Raw genomic sequence first — 14,455 nt, forward strand, 5'->3', positions numbered from 1 at the left:
AGTTGGAAAACATTTTTAGCCAGATCGATACCCAGATAGACGATATTCATGTTTACTCTCCTGCTGAACGTATTTTGTTGAGTTAAGCGCAAAGGGAGGAGGTAGTCCATCCCATTAACTGGAAGAAAAAATTTGGCGGTATGGGCGTAACAGAACTGCGCCGTTTGCGGCAGCTTGAGGACGAAAACCAACGGCTTAAGCGTCTGGTGGCGGACCTCAGTCTGGATAAGGAAATGCTCCAGGATGTCATTCGAAAAAAGTTCTGAGGCCCATTCAGAAGCGTGAAGCGGTGACTTACCTGCTGGACGCCTATCGTATCGGGCTGCGTCGTGGTTGCCGTTTAATGATGCAGAGTCGCACGGTATACCTCTATCGCAGTTGTCGTGATGACAGGGCCCTGACTCACCGGATAAGAGAAATTGCGGAGACACGGATCCGCTATGGTTGCCCGCGCATTCATATTCTTTTGCGCAGGGAAGGCTGGTTAGTCAACCACAAGAAAACCCACCGAATTTACTGTCAGGAAGGACTGAATCTACGAGCAAAACGCCCACTCAGGCATGTTACAGCCAGGCACCGACACGCCCGTCCAGAAGTGACCGCATTAGATCAGTGCTGGAGCATGGATTTTGTTGCTGATAATCTGTTCAACGGGCGTCGGATACGTGCCCTAACTGTAGTGGATAATTTTAGTCGTGAATGCCTGGCGATCGAAGTTGGTCAGGGGCTGCGCGGAGAGGATGTGGTGGCTGTTATGGAGCGCCTGAAACAAATGCAGCACCGTATACCACACCGGTTGCAGACGGATAATGGCAGCGAATTTATCTCTAAAGCGCTTGACCGATGGGCATACGAAAATAAGGTGACAATGGACTTCTCACGGCCCGGCAGACCGACAGATAATGCTCTGGTCGAGTCATTCAACGGGAGCCTGCGCGATGAGTGTTTGAATGTGCACTGGTTCCTGTCACTGGAAGATGCTCAGGAGAAGATCGAGCACTGGCGGCAGGAATATAACCAGTACCGGCCACATTCCTCATTAAATAACCAGACTCCGGAAGAATTTGTCCGAAGCCTGCAAACAGACCCGGATCTCTGATTTATCCTGGCATCAATATTGGGAAGGGATCAAGAAACCGGAAATCTCAAAAAGTGCCTGGAACTAAAGCTGGGATACTTACACGTGCTACATTCCACTTGCCTGCGCTGGATCTAAAACATCGCCAAGTGTATGATGTGATGGTACATAGTATTTAATAAGAGTAAGATATATTATTTGAGAACCTAATTTCTCAATTACACAAAGCTTAGGCTTTACAGTCAGCATATTAATTATCGCACTAATGAGGTGAGGATTTTGAAAAAGTTTATTTTTGTTCTAATCGGTTTAATACTGTCTTTATTAATAATAAACTATAGCCCGCTTAATCCGGTGGGCTCCCAATACGCTGCACATCCTCTCATAAGTCTCATAACCTGCATGATCATTGTCTGTGTTATGTTGAAAACTGGGGCTTGGATAGCAGACAAAAGCAACGGCCAGCGATAAAATATTTATTAGAGTTATAGCTTACAAATGTAAGCCATTCAGAAGTGGCTTACATTCGATAAAGACAAGCGGTTTCTTTGTTTCCATGTATTTAGTTTAGGCCCTTCTTATAAAACAGGATTGTCTGTTATGACGGATCAAATTTGCGTCAAAAATATAAAAGATAATCTATGGTCCTTTTTGTTTACAATAGCTGCATATATTTCCTTTACAATATTACCATATTTACTGATGCGTTTTTTCTCAGTTGGATTTGATGACTCAATCGTAGTCATGTTAGTCGGTCAGATCTCCCTCGCTTTTTTTTCTTACAAGAAATTTTCTAAAATCTTCTCCGGTTTTAATTTTAAATTTTTGGCATCGAAAGAGAACTTAACTTTATATATAAGTTTATTCGCTCTAAGCCTTTTTCAATCATCCTCAGCTTATATTTTTAGTGCAAATAATCAATATGAAAACTCTCACATTACAATTCCACTCGTTGTAGTTCTATTGTTCATAGCTCCATTATATGAGGAGGTTTTTTTTAGAGGGCTAGTTTACGGCCTAATAAAATTGAAGTTTAAAAATGAAACGATAATATGTTATTTCATAACAACATTTTTATTTTGCCTTATTCATTTCAATTCTTACGAGATGCATCAACAGTTGAATATTTTCATTTCTGGATTGATGCTATGTCTTATAAGGGAACGCACTGGCGGGCTATTTTATCCTGTGCTTTTACATTCTGCGATGAATTTTTTAAGCTTAGTGATGAAATGATTTTTATCTGGGATCAGATTTTAATTGGAAATATACTACCCTAACGTAATGTCTAACTCAGGGTAGTATATACTATTTTAGTATTTTACCAATGACATTGTCCATTGACACTGTTGGCGTTGGAATCTCCTCCAAAAGCACCCGAATTACCGCTACCCTTATTCAGGCAAAGGCCTGCATTTGCAGCCACACCTACACCCATTTTTACCGGATTAGGGAAATTCTCTACGAGCGCTCCAAAAACACCATTAGCACACTCCTCTGTTCCTCCATATATATGAGTAGGAGCATTTTGAACCATATGACTCCAGGAGGATGAGTTACCACTGTTGGAGCTTTTAGTATTTCCACTTCTACTTGAAGTATCATTACCACTGCCACTTCCAGAAATGCCATTCAAATACTGAGTTTCAATAACTTTCATAAACAACTCCTTTGTTAATAGAGAATAGATAATTAAACATAAATTTATTTTTTTATGTGACACGCATCGCAATATCTGAATGAAGAGAAATATTTTAATTAATCAGATTTATTAACTTACAATCCATAAAAACAAACAGAGAATGTTAATCCATTATATTCACATAATCTATTAAGGAAATTAGTTATGTTAATTTGGATTTTTCTCTTATTGGTGGCATCAAATATGATTTTTACTACACCTCATTATAGTGTAGTTTAATTAGCTGAAGATATTGATTAAAATGTGAACGCTAGAATGCCGTATCTTCGTAGATAATTGAATATAGGATTATTCTTTCCTCTCACAATCGATTAAAACAAGTGATTCTAACATCTGTGGCCAAGCTACTATTTTTGAATGATAAAGGAGGGCGATAGTGTTTCGCCAGGAAGCGATTACTTATCAGAAAATGAAATGGCGTGGCCGAGCGCTTCTCCTTCCCGGCATTCCTCTTTGGGTCCTCGCTGGATTATGTCTTTTTTTTATTACAGCATTTCTGACCTTTGTCATTACCGTAAACTACACCCGAAGAGTCAATGTACCCGGCGAAATCAGCACCTATCCGCGCGTATCGAACGTCTATTCAAGGGTCCAGGGCGTCGTGGTCAAAGAATTTGTTACTGAAGGACAGATAATTAAGACTGGTACTCCCATTTATCAGATAGATGTAAGTAAAAGTACCCACAGTGGGGTGGTCAGCGACAACCAACGCCGGGACATCGATAATCAGCTTGTGCGCATTGCACAAATTATCAATCGTCTGGATGGCAGCAAAAAAACCACTATCAACATGCTTCAGAAGCAAAAAGCACAGTATATATCTGCTTTTCAGCAGTCTACCGACATACTGAAGCGTGCCGAGGAAGGGCTCCGTATCATGAAAGCGAATATGGAGAATTATCGGCAATATCAGAAGAAAGGGCTTATCAATAAAGACCAACTCACCAACCAGGTGGCACTGTATTACCAGCAGCAAAATAATCTGTTGAGCCTCACCGGCCAGAACGAGCAAAATTCCCTGCAGATCACGACCCTAGAAAGCCAAATTCACACTCAAGCCTCAGATTTCGATAACCAGATTTATCAGATGGAACTGCAGCGCTACGAGCTGCAAAAAGAACTGCTGAATATCGATGCAGGCGGGACCATTATCGTCCGTGCCTTAGTCGACGGACGCGTCGACTCGCTTAGCGTTACGGTAGGGCAAATGGTCAATATCGGCGACAGTTTGCTGCAGGTCATACCGCCAAGTATTGATCACTACTCTCTGGTACTTTGGGTACCCAATGATGCTATTCCCTATATAACTACGGGGGGCCAGGTCAACATTCGCTATGAAGCTTTCCCCGCGCAGAAATTTGGACAGTTTGCCGGCACTGTGTCAGTTATTTCCAAGGCGCCTGCGTCACCCCAGGAAATGTTGACCTATCAGGGGGCACCCAAAGCCGCGCTGACGAGTGCTGTTCCTTACTATAAAGTGATCGTCAGACCAGAAAAGCAGGCCATCATGTATAACGGCAAGCTCCTGAGCCTGGAAAATGGCATGAAAGCGGAGAGCACCTTGTTTTTGGAAAAAAGGAAGATATATCAATGGATGTTATCTCCGTTCTACGACATGAAACAAAGCGCGTTGGGACCGGTCAATGAGTAAACGCTCTGTTAAAAAACTGCTTAACCAACTCGACATACGGTTGAGGCAACGAGTTCCGCTTGTGCATCAAACTGAATCCTCAGAGTGCGGCCTCTCTTGCCTGGCGATGATTTGTGGTCGCTATGGCAAGAACGTCGATTTGATTGCACTGCGCCAAGAATTTAACCTCTCGGCGCGTGGCACTACGTTGGCAGGTTTAATCGGTATTGCCGAACAACTCGGGTTTTCCTCACGCCCCCTGTCACTGGATATTGAGGATCTCGGCTCGCTAAAATTGCCGTGTGTACTCCATTGGGAATTCAATCATTTTGTGGTTCTGGTAAGCGTCAGACGTAATCATGTTGTCATACACGACCCGGCTAGGGGCCGAAGAATCATCAACATGCCGGAAGTGTCACGCAGCTTCACCGGTGTGGCACTTGAGGTGTGGCCAGGCGCGGCATTCGAAGCGAATACCGTGCGAAACCGACTGAGCCTTCGCACGCTAATGGGGAGTGTGCATGGTCTAAAAGGAACGCTTGGCAAGATTTTTTGTCTGTCGCTGGTGATTGAAACCATCAACCTTGTGATGCCAATTGGTACCCAGTTGGTGATGGATCATGCGATCCCTGCCGGGGATCGCGGGCTGCTGACCTTAATCTGTTCGGGGCTGTTGTTCTTTATTCTGCTGCGAGCGGCAGTTAGCATGGTGCGCGCTTGGTCCTCCTTAGTCATGTCTACGCTCATTAATGTCCAGTGGCAATCCGGGTTGTTCAACCATCTGTTGCGACTGCCCCTTGGCTATTTTGAACGCCGTAAACTGGGGGATATCCAATCGCGTTTCGGATCGCTGGATACATTGCACACCACGTTCACCGCCAGTATCGTCGGCGCTATTATGGACATGATCATGGTGGTCGGCGTGCTCGTGATGATGATTTTGTACGGGGGCTGGTTAACCTGGATCGTTATGGCCTTCACCACCCTTTACGTTGTTCTCCGCCTGCTGACCTACGGTTATTACCGACAACTGTCAGAGGAATCATTGGTTCGAACTGCACGTGCCAGTTCCTATTTCATGGAAACGCTGTATGGCATCGCGACAGTTAAAATGCAGGGAATAGCAGAAAGACGCAGTGCCCGTTGGCTCAACCTCGAAATCGATACCATCAATACAGGCATCCGGGTGACTAAAATGGATATGCTGTTTGGCGGGATCAACACTTTTGTCGCCGCATGTGATCAGGTAATGATCCTGTGGCTGGGTACAAGCCTGGTGATAGACAACCAGATGACTATCGGAATGTTCGTAGCATTCGGCGCTTTTCGCGGGCAGTTCTCCGACAGAATTGGTTCATTAACCAATTTTTTGCTGCAGTTGCGCATGATGAGCCTGCACAATGAGCGTATTGCCGATATTGCCCTGCACCCACGAGAAAACCGTAAACCCGATCTCCCTTATGAGCCTCGACTTCAGTCGGTATCGCTGGCAACGCGGGCACTTAGTTATCGTTATGACAGCCAGTCAGCACCCATTTTCGACAGGCTGGACATCACTATTTCTCCAGGAGAAAGTGTGGCGATTGTCGGGCCATCTGGGTCAGGAAAAACTACCTTGATGAAGGTACTGTGTGGGCTGTTTTATCCTGACTATGGTAGGGTTGAAGTGAATGGTATAGATATTCAGCAGTTGGGTATCAATAACTACCACAAAATGATCGCCTGTGTGATGCAGGATGACAAGCTGTTCTCCGGTTCCATCAGAGAGAATATCTGCGGCTTTGCTGATGAAGTGGATGAAGCCTGGATGCAGGAATGCACCCAAGCCAGCTATCTGCACGAGGTTATCATGCAAATGCCAATGGGCTATGAAACCCTGATCGGTGAATTAGGTGAAGGATTGTCAGGGGGTCAAAAACAACGACTATTCCTTGCGCGTGCGATTTATAAGAAACCCGCAATCTTGTTCTTAGATGAAGCTACCAGCGCACTGGACAAGGAAAGTGAGGCAATGGTGAATCACGCGATCAAAGCACTTGATATAACTAGGATTATCATTGCTCACCGAGAAACAACGATAGCTTCGGCAGATCGAATTATTCATCTGACGTAAAGATGACTTCATATTGAATTGATCCTACCCGCGAATAGTGGACATACGACTAAGTGAGTAAACTCTCAACCAGAGGTGACTCATGACAAAACCAGCATCAACAAATAAGAAGCCTCGCAAACAGCACACTCCTGAATTTCGCAACGAAGCCCTGAAGCTTGCGGAACGTATCGGGGTTGCTGCCGCTGCCAGGGAACTCAGCCTGTACGAATCCCAACTCTACGCATAGCGCAGTAAGATTAACAATGCCCGCAGCTCTTCCGAACGTGAGCAGGAAATGTCCGTTGAAATTGCCCGTCTTAAGCGCCAACTGGCGGAACAGGCAGAGGAGCTGGCCATTCTCCAAAAAGCCGCGACATACTTCGCGAAGCGCCTGAAATGAAGTATGTCTTCATCGAAAATCATCGGGCTGAGTTCAGCGTCAAAGCCATGTGCCGGGTACTGCGGGTCGCCCGCAGCGGCTGGTATGCGTGGCGTCTGCGTCGTCAGCAGATAACACCCCGTCAGCAGTTCCGACTCGTCTGTGATACTGCTGTCCGTAAGGCATTCACTGAGGCAAAACAGCGTTATGGTGCGCCTCGTCTCGCTGACGAACTGCCTGAGTACAACGTCAAAACCATTGCCGCCAGCCTGCGCCGTCAGGGACTTCGTGCAAAGGCTGCCCGGAAGTTAAGCCCGGTCAGCTACAGAGAACATGGCCTGCCGGTGTGTGAAAATCTGCTGAGACAGGATTTTTACGCGAGTGGCCCGAATCAGAAGTGGGCAGGAGACATCACGTATCTTCGCACCGACGAGGGCTGGCTGTACCTCTTGGTGGTGATTGACCTGTGGTCGCGGGCTGTTATCGGTTGGTCGATGTCGTCGCGGATGACAGCGCAGCGGGCCTGCGATGCGCTGCAGATGGCACTCTGGCGACGTAAGCGACTGGGAAATGTCATTGTCCATACAGATCGCGGCGGGCAATACTGTTCGGCGGACTATCAGGCGCTGCTGAAGCGGCATAATCTGCACGGTAGCATGAGTGCCAAAGGATGTTGTTACGACAATGCCTGCGCGGAAAGCTTCTTCCACTCGCTGAAGGTAGAAGGTATCCACGGGGAACGCTTTATCAGCCGGGAAATCATGCGGACGACGGTGTTTAATTATATCGAGTGTGATTACAATCGGTGGCGCCGCCACAGTGCCTGTGGCGGTCTCAGTTCCGAACAATTTGAAAACCAGAACCTCGCTTAGGGCCGTGTCCACAGTACGTGGGTAGGATCAGGTGAGCGTGCGGCGATACTGTACTCGCTGATCGGGACCTGTCGGCTGAACGGCGTGGATCCGGAGGCGTGCCCGCGTTACGTCCTCGGCCATATCCAGGACTAGCCAGCTAATCGGGTTCGTGATCTGCTGCCATGGAAAGTCGACCTTACTGCTGAATAAACGTCAATACGTCTCAGGTGAGCCGCTTACTGTGGAAGAACCTCAACGCCAACAGAAGGCAAACCCTGAACACGGTTATCCGGGTAGTGCGTGGATGGATTAATTACCATGGCATCTCAGATAACAAAAGACGTGTGGGGCAGTTCATCTACTGTCGGTTGTAAACCGTGTGCCATTTCCAGTACGCATTGCTTCCCGTCAGCCGTTGCCGGGCAACCGCCTAGTTTCTGTCGGCATATTCAGCTGGCCAGTAACCTGCGCGGGTTCGCTGCGGGATAAGTGCTTTGATTTTCTTACGCCGCAGTTCGTCGTGGCACCGTCTGGTGTCATAAGCGCCGTCGGCGCAGGCGGTTCTGATTTTCCGGTGGGTCTGGCGAATAAGCCCCGGGAAGGCCTCTGCATCCGTCACATCGTTCAGGGAAAGGTCAGCGCAGATAACCTCATGCGTATCAGCGTCCACCGCCAGGTGCAGTTTATGCCAGACGCGGCGCTTTTCCTTGCCGTGTTTTTTCACCTTCCACTCTCCTTCCCCGAAGACTTTTAATCCGGTGGAGTCGATAATCAGATGGGCTATTTCGCCGCGCGTGGGGGTTTTGAACGGGATATTGACGGACCTGGCCCGTCTGCTGACGCAGGAGTAATCTGGGCACCGGAGTGGGAGCTTCATCAGGGTAAAAATGGAATCAATAAATCCCTGCGCAGCGCGCAGCGTGAGGCGAAAGATGCGTTTGAGCATCAGTACGGTGGTAATAGCGAGCTGAGAATAAAGTTGCGGACGACCACGTGAAGACGTATTGGGCTCGTCATACCAGCCTGGATGGCTGACTCATCAAGCCAGAATGTCAGTGAGCCCCGGTTGACGAGCGCCTTGATGTAGGTAGCCCAGTAGGTGATTTTGAACTTTTGTTTTGCCACGTGATACCGCTACAGGATCGGGAATGTGGTGATCTGATCCTCATTACGGCCAAAAGTTCGATTTATTCAACAAAGCCGAGGGGTGGCTGAGGTAATTATCCTCTAATGGGTGCCTGTGATAGGATCGCTTAAGCGGGATACTTACAAATGGCTTAGGCAAAACAGGGATCCTTCCCCGTTCTGTCGATTAATTAATGTGTTTTCTTTTTATAGTGGTTTATGCGCTGTCTCTTTAGCGGCAAATACTGAGACTGCCGTGATAAGCAGCGCTAGCACGACATATAGCGAGATAGCGAATGTGCTGTCGTACTCTTTAAATAGCGTGGTGATAATAAGTGGAGCAAAGCCACCGCCGATAATTCCCGCTAGAGTGTAGGCTAAGGATGAGCCAGCGTAGCGTACTTGGGTTGGGAATTGTTCGGTGATGAAAGCCGCCTGTGGACCATACATCATCGCGTGGATTATTAACCCTACGAACACCGCCAGACAGATCAGTATCGGCTGTGTGCTATCGAGAAAAACGAAGAACATGAAAGCCCAGATCATCGCAGCAACCGCCCCGAAGATATAAACCGGGCGACGCCCGAAGCGGTCAGACAGCGCGCCAAACATCGGCACTGTTATCGCATTCCCCAACGCGCCAAGCATGGTCGCACCAAGCGCCAGTGGGCGTGGAAGATGTAGAACTGTTGTGACGTAGGTCAGGGTAAATACCACCACCAATGCATAGAGCACGTCAGAACCAATGCGTGAGCCACCTGCAATCAGTAAAGAACGCGGATGCTTGGTGAACACATCTTTGAGTGGTGTATGAGAGGTGTGTTTAGTCTCTTCTAACTTCAGAAACGCCGGTGTTTCGGGAACGCCGTGACGCAACCACAGACCAAATATCACCAGCACCAGACTCAGTAAGAACGGCATACGCCAGCCCCATGCCTGGAAATCACCAGCTGAGAGCAATAGGGTAATAAGCGTGATCGTCCCGGTTCCAATTAAGGTTCCGCAAGACGGCCCGACTTGAGCGAAAGAGGCATTACGCCCACGCTGATGCGATTTTCCGTGCTCCATCGACAGAAGAACCGCACCCGCCCATTCACCGCCCAACGCGATACCCTGCACAAAGCGCAGCGTTACCAGTAGTATCGGACTCCAGACCCCCCACGTCGCATAACCTGGTAGCAGACCCATCAGCGCTGTGGTCACGCCCATCAATACCAGCGTGGTCACCAGGACGAAGCTGCGTCCTTTGACGTCTCCAAGATGGCCGAAGATCATACCGCCAACCGGGCGCGACACGTAACCTACTGCATAGGTTGAGAACGCCAGTATTGTACCGACAATCGGATCAAATGACGGGAAGAAAACGTGGTTGAAGATCAGCGCCGCCATGATGTTGTAGACGGCAAAGTCATACCATTCCAGCGCGGTACCTATTGAACTAGCTGCGGCCAGACGGCCAGTCTTCGGTGGGCTGTGGGTGGCGTCGGCCAGATGAGTGTTACCTTTAATGTCATGATTTTCGGTAGTATTAAGACTCATTATTTTAACTCCTGCGCAGTAAGGTGCCAACTGAGACCGTAGAGCAACGCCTCAGTATTCGGGATATGTAAAGCCAGGCATGCCAGTTCAGTAAGTTTCTGGCAGGATTCAGTACTGCTAGTGTCAATCACCATCATTGGGATCATTGGGCGGTTAACCGTCGACTCTTTAGGTAATGGTGAACTCAATTGAACGTCTGGCGTTAACATGCGTGAACGGACAAAACCGGGTTCGGAAAACAGGGTTTCGCCTAGCTGTGCAATACGCACTGTCAATGCTCCACCAGCCACGAAGGTGGATAGCGGGATAATTGCCAGATGGCAACCACTGCCAAAACCGACCACAGCTTCAACTGCACAAACTCGGCGCATCGGGTTAACCATTTTATCCAGACTGGCAACCGACCACGGCGACTGGCATGTAAACGCTGCTCTGTAGGCGTCGGTCGAGAAACTGTTTAATGATTCGGTCTGATACAGGCCAAGATATTTACGCCCTTGGACTGCTGGACTGATGAGCTGATAGCGCGTCCCGGAGAGAAAACCGTCAATGCGAACGCGTTCTTCCACGTGTTCGCGGTCATACCACTTGTTGAAATCAGCTTCATCCTGCTCGGCAACATTGGTGGCAACAAACAGCATTCCATTAGGTAATTTGCTCATGATTTCTCTCCTGTTATTCGGCCTTGAGGCAGCGTTCAATTTGTAATGACCAGCTAAGCAACGCGTCGTCGTGAAGTGGCAACGCGGCTACCATCAGACCAACGGGCGCTTCACCTTCTTGGTGACACGGTAAAGACACCGCACAGCCATCGAGAAAATTGATCACTGATGGATTACGCAGCGCCGCGGCGTTGGCACGGAAATAGGTGTCATCGTCGGCCTCAAGTTCGGCAATGCTTGGAGCAATCATTGGAACGGTAGGCATTAGTAACGCATCGAATTGCCCTATGGTTTGCGCCACTCGTTGCTGCCAGTCTGCACGTTGTAGCTCCAAACGCTTGAGATCTGCCTGATTAAGAGCAGCGCCGCGACGAATACGCGACACCACGCGTGGATCATATTGCTCACCCTTCTGTTCAATAAGATTCTGATGCCACGCCCAGGATTCCAGTGCAGTAAAGCCGCCGGTAGCGTTGATGTCAGCCAATTCAGAAAATTCATGGCACGGGATTTCAGAGACTTTTGCACCGGACTGTTTTAACTTTTCGATAGCAATAGTAAAGGCTCTTTGTACATCGGCATCGAGACCGTTCAGTACCAGCGTTTGTGGTATGGCGAAGTGTGCCTGAAGGAGTGATTTTTCAGTGATTTGTACCGGGATGTCGGCAATCACGCCATCCAGTGCGATACAGGAAACGAGGTCGTGTGTGATAACGCCGATGGTATCCAGTGCAGTTGACAGCGGCAGTAAACCCGTTTGAGAAATACGTCGTGCAGTCGGCTTGTAACCGGTTAAGCCACAGAAGGCTGCCGGAATACGCACCGAACCGCCAGTATCACTGCCAATTGCCCCGAGCGACATACCATCACTGACCGACACCGCCGCCCCAGAGGAAGACCCCCCTGGAATACGTCGGGTTGCTCGGTCAAAAGGGTTGGCTGGCGTACCGTAGTGTGGGTTAATACCCAACCCAGAATAGGCAAATTCGGTCATATTAGTTTTGCCAATAATCACCACGCCAGCATCCAACAACTTCTGCACCACGGTGGCGTTTTCAGCGGCAACAAGTGCATCACGCAATACTTTGGAACCTGCAGTGGTGCTTTCTCCGGCAACATCAAAAAGGTCTTTGATTGACACTGGAATACCGTCGAGCGCTGAGAACGGCTTACCTTCTTTACGACGCGCATCTGAAGCTACTGCCAATTCCAAGGCTTGCTGATGATAAAGACGAGTGAAAACCAGAGAGCCTTCACCTTGCGGGTCTTCGCTTTTCGCTAATGCGGCTTCGGTCAGAGCCCGCGAAGAGATATCCAGTGTCGCCAACTGTTGAATCGCCTGACTCAGGGTGATTTTTTTCATGTTTAACAATTTGATCATCACACTACCACCGGTAATTCAGTACTTTGGTAGGAATGGCTAATAGTGCGACCTAATACTTCATCCACCAACTCCATGCGAAACTCTGTTGCAGGACGGATGCCACCTATCGCCACTACTGTTCCACAGGACATCGCCAGTCCATTTTCTGGTTGAACCATTCCTGCAAGGTATCGCTCCAGTAAGTCGTCAGGCTTACGCAGACTGGACAAACGGCCTTCCTGATACAAACGGTATTCACCCTCTTCTTTGATCCAAGAGCGCAGAATTAGTTGGTCCCAATGTTCAGCAACGTCCTCCATTTTCCATGCCTGGCGTGCGACCGGTTTTACACAAATTTGCTTGGAAAGTGCCACGCTGTGAGCTTCGAGTACCCGATCGGTGTGATCTGACGCCAGAGAGACAAACTGCTCACCCTGATAGATAAAAATAAATGGTTCAGCTTCACCAGAGGTGGCACTTCCCACAACTTCGATGTTTTCGCTTTGGCTCAACTGGTTGGTTGCAACGCGGTAAAACAGCGGCACAGCACTCGGGCGGGGTACACCAAGAGCTTCAAGCTCACTGATATGGTGTAAAATCGCTTCGTGATCACGTCCGGTCCAGCCCGCGATTACCAGTTGGTTAACAATGATATCTAGCGAATCTTTGTCTGTATTTGCAGCTACCGAAAAGGTAAGTTTCATATTCGTGACTCTCAAGTTAAATTTGTTACTAAAATCACTGTGAAATATCACTATGCCTTCAGTTAGCAAGTTGGCGAATTTTGAGCCATGATTTTGTGTACTATGTCTAAAAATTTCTTTCGCAGGAGCTATTCGTGAAATCTGATGTTGCAGAAACTCCCCAATATTCGGCGTTGGGTGGCGTGGATTTATCGATGAATGAACTGGCGTATCGTCGTTTCAAGCAAGCGTTGGTGACGCTGAGCTATAAGCCAGGTGATTATTTGAATACCGCACAGGTAATGGCTGAACTTCAAATGGGGCGAACACCTGTCAATCAAGCTATCCACAGACTGGAAAATGAAGGTTTATTGCAGATAATCCCGCGTAAGGGAGTGATGGTTTCGCCTCTGTCTCTAGATGATGCACTCGAACTTATTGAAGTGCGTCTCGCCAATGAAATACTCAGCGTGAAGTTGGCCTGTAAGCGAATTTCTAAGCAAGATATTGTTGCGTTGACAGCGGTTAATGAGGAAATGAATATCGCCGTACAAGAGCGAAATCGCAACCGTATGGTGTCACTGGACCTCCACTTCCATCAGTTAATTGTGGAGATTTCAGGAAACTTGATTCTGAAGGATATTCTCAGCGTATTACATACCAGATCGCAGCGATTCTGGGCAAGTTCCCTGTCTAAAGAAGGGCATAGAATGGAAGTTATCGAGGAGCATCGCGCCATCATTACTGCCCTTGAGTCAGAGGACTCTCAGGCGGCAGCAACAGCTGCCGAAACGCATATTTTGTCGTTCCGCGATGCATTGCTACGCGGATAACAGCTCTCATCATCAGGCTTGGCAATCATTGGCGATTCAAGCCGTGAACCATGAGAGCATGAAAAAGTGTGGGGAAGCCATCAAATGGGTTGCCTGTGGAATCAACGATCAATGAAGTGACTGCCAGACGAATTGCCAAAAAACAGCAGATGCAGTGGAGCAGAAAAGGCGCACATTATTTGTTACAGGCTCGGACAGCCGTCCTGAATAACGAGCTTCAGGATAAATTTTCCTGCTGGTATCTGGGGTTCACCCGGATTGAGTGACTCCCTGTCGATTACAGACCAAAATATTGGCAAGATCCGCTTTTGGCACGTAGCGGACATGCTATCGGGACAATATGTCCGCTTTGAGCGAGGGGGCTTTATGCTTGGATTAGAAATGATATTTAGAGGTTTCACACAGGTAAAATCTGATCCGGCTAAACCTTTTCACGCCGAGTTTTACCGAATTATTATTAAGCGCGCAGCGTTAAGAACTAAATCATCGATCTCGTAAAACTTTCGTGCTGC

The 14,455-nt window shown here is 48.1% G+C and carries 9 protein-coding genes and 6 pseudogenes; 9 read left to right on the plus strand and 6 right to left on the minus strand.

Annotation, left to right across the window (positions count from 1 at the left end; genetic code table 11):
• Positions 1-116 precede the first annotated feature (116 nt).
• Together J1784_RS00850 and J1784_RS26795 are read left to right on the plus strand one after the other, a co-directional pair.
• A pseudogene (locus J1784_RS00850) lies at positions 117-1,099 on the plus strand (IS3 family transposase); the annotation flags it as partial.
• 723 nt (positions 1,100-1,822) lie between these two features.
• Positions 1,823-2,314, plus strand: a complete 492-nt coding sequence (locus J1784_RS26795) for a CPBP family intramembrane glutamic endopeptidase (RefSeq protein ID WP_420803943.1) — start codon at positions 1,823-1,825, stop codon at positions 2,312-2,314.
• An 85-nt stretch (positions 2,315-2,399) separates the two neighbouring features.
• Here J1784_RS26795 and J1784_RS00860 read toward each other — a convergent pair whose 3' ends face one another.
• Positions 2,400-2,738, minus strand: a complete 339-nt coding sequence (locus J1784_RS00860) for a hypothetical protein (RefSeq protein ID WP_217147660.1) — start codon at positions 2,736-2,738, stop codon at positions 2,400-2,402.
• A 418-nt stretch (positions 2,739-3,156) separates the two neighbouring features.
• On the opposite strand from J1784_RS00860, the gene J1784_RS00865 reads away from it, so the two are divergent.
• From J1784_RS00865 to J1784_RS00885, 5 genes and pseudogenes are all read left to right on the plus strand, one after another.
• The gene (locus tag J1784_RS00865) at positions 3,157-4,431 is read left to right on the plus strand and encodes an HlyD family secretion protein (protein ID WP_217147661.1); all 1,275 of its coding nucleotides are present in this window, start codon (positions 3,157-3,159) and stop codon (positions 4,429-4,431) included.
• Positions 4,424-6,523: a peptidase domain-containing ABC transporter gene (locus J1784_RS00870; RefSeq protein WP_217147662.1), complete on the plus strand. Its 2,100-nt coding sequence runs from the start codon at positions 4,424-4,426 to the stop codon at positions 6,521-6,523. Before J1784_RS00865 ends, J1784_RS00870 begins: the two co-directional genes overlap by 8 nt.
• An 82-nt stretch (positions 6,524-6,605) precedes the next feature.
• Positions 6,606-7,756: pseudogene (locus tag J1784_RS00875) on the plus strand (IS3 family transposase).
• 24 nt (positions 7,757-7,780) lie between these two features.
• Positions 7,781-7,891, plus strand: a pseudogene (locus J1784_RS00880) (transposase domain-containing protein); the annotation flags it as partial.
• Between the two features lie 86 nt (positions 7,892-7,977).
• Positions 7,978-8,100 (plus strand): annotated as a pseudogene (locus J1784_RS00885) (group II intron reverse transcriptase/maturase); the annotation flags it as partial.
• On the opposite strand, the pseudogene J1784_RS00890 reads toward J1784_RS00885, so the two are convergent.
• The 5 genes and pseudogenes from J1784_RS00890 to J1784_RS00910 all read right to left on the minus strand — a co-directional run.
• Positions 8,100-8,863 (minus strand): annotated as a pseudogene (locus tag J1784_RS00890) (IS5 family transposase); the annotation flags it as partial. The pseudogenes J1784_RS00885 and J1784_RS00890 sit on opposite strands and share 1 nt — an antisense overlap.
• A 207-nt stretch (positions 8,864-9,070) precedes the next feature.
• Positions 9,071-10,402 carry an MFS transporter gene (locus J1784_RS00895; protein WP_217147663.1) on the minus strand — a complete coding sequence of 444 codons (1,332 nt, stop codon included), beginning with the start codon at positions 10,400-10,402 and terminating at the stop codon, positions 9,071-9,073.
• The gene (locus J1784_RS00900; protein ID WP_217147664.1) at positions 10,402-11,064 is read right to left on the minus strand and encodes a DUF4286 family protein; all 663 of its coding nucleotides are present in this window, start codon (positions 11,062-11,064) and stop codon (positions 10,402-10,404) included. Before J1784_RS00900 ends, J1784_RS00895 begins: the two co-directional genes overlap by 1 nt.
• A gap of 13 nt (positions 11,065-11,077) precedes the next feature.
• On the minus strand, positions 11,078-12,427 hold the full coding sequence (locus J1784_RS00905; protein WP_217147666.1) for an amidase: 1,350 nt from the start codon (positions 12,425-12,427) through the stop codon (positions 11,078-11,080).
• 17 nt (positions 12,428-12,444) lie between these two features.
• Entirely contained in the window at positions 12,445-13,131 is a 687-nt protein-coding gene (locus tag J1784_RS00910) for a DUF2848 domain-containing protein (RefSeq protein WP_217147665.1), read from the minus strand.
• A gap of 134 nt (positions 13,132-13,265) precedes the next feature.
• Here J1784_RS00910 and J1784_RS00915 point away from each other — a divergent pair, with 134 nt between their 5' ends.
• Both J1784_RS00915 and J1784_RS00920 read left to right on the plus strand, forming a co-directional pair.
• On the plus strand, positions 13,266-13,943 hold the full coding sequence (locus J1784_RS00915) for a GntR family transcriptional regulator (protein ID WP_420803942.1): 678 nt from the start codon (positions 13,266-13,268) through the stop codon (positions 13,941-13,943).
• 92 nt (positions 13,944-14,035) lie between these two features.
• Positions 14,036-14,209, plus strand: a pseudogene (locus tag J1784_RS00920) (ISKra4 family transposase); the annotation flags it as partial.
• Between the last annotated feature and the right edge of the window lie 246 nt (positions 14,210-14,455).

The organism is Rahnella ecdela (genome assembly GCF_019049625.1).
Lineage (GTDB): Bacteria > Pseudomonadota > Gammaproteobacteria > Enterobacterales > Enterobacteriaceae > Rahnella > Rahnella ecdela.

Bases quoted from the DNA above. Each gene is read 5' to 3' on its own strand.
- J1784_RS26795 (WP_420803943.1), top strand. From the start codon at position 1,823: ATGTTAGTCGGTCAGATCTCCCTCGCTTTTTTTTCTTACAAGAAATTT.
- J1784_RS00860 (WP_217147660.1), bottom strand. From the start codon at position 2,738: ATGAAAGTTATTGAAACTCAGTATTTGAATGGCATTTCTGGAAGTGGC.
- J1784_RS00870 (WP_217147662.1), top strand. From the start codon at position 4,424: ATGAGTAAACGCTCTGTTAAAAAACTGCTTAACCAACTCGACATACGG.
- J1784_RS00895 (WP_217147663.1), bottom strand. From the start codon at position 10,402: ATGAGTCTTAATACTACCGAAAATCATGACATTAAAGGTAACACTCAT.
- J1784_RS00900 (WP_217147664.1), bottom strand. From the start codon at position 11,064: ATGAGCAAATTACCTAATGGAATGCTGTTTGTTGCCACCAATGTTGCC.
- J1784_RS00905 (WP_217147666.1), bottom strand. From the start codon at position 12,427: ATGAAAAAAATCACCCTGAGTCAGGCGATTCAACAGTTGGCGACACTG.
- J1784_RS00910 (WP_217147665.1), bottom strand. From the start codon at position 13,131: ATGAAACTTACCTTTTCGGTAGCTGCAAATACAGACAAAGATTCGCTA.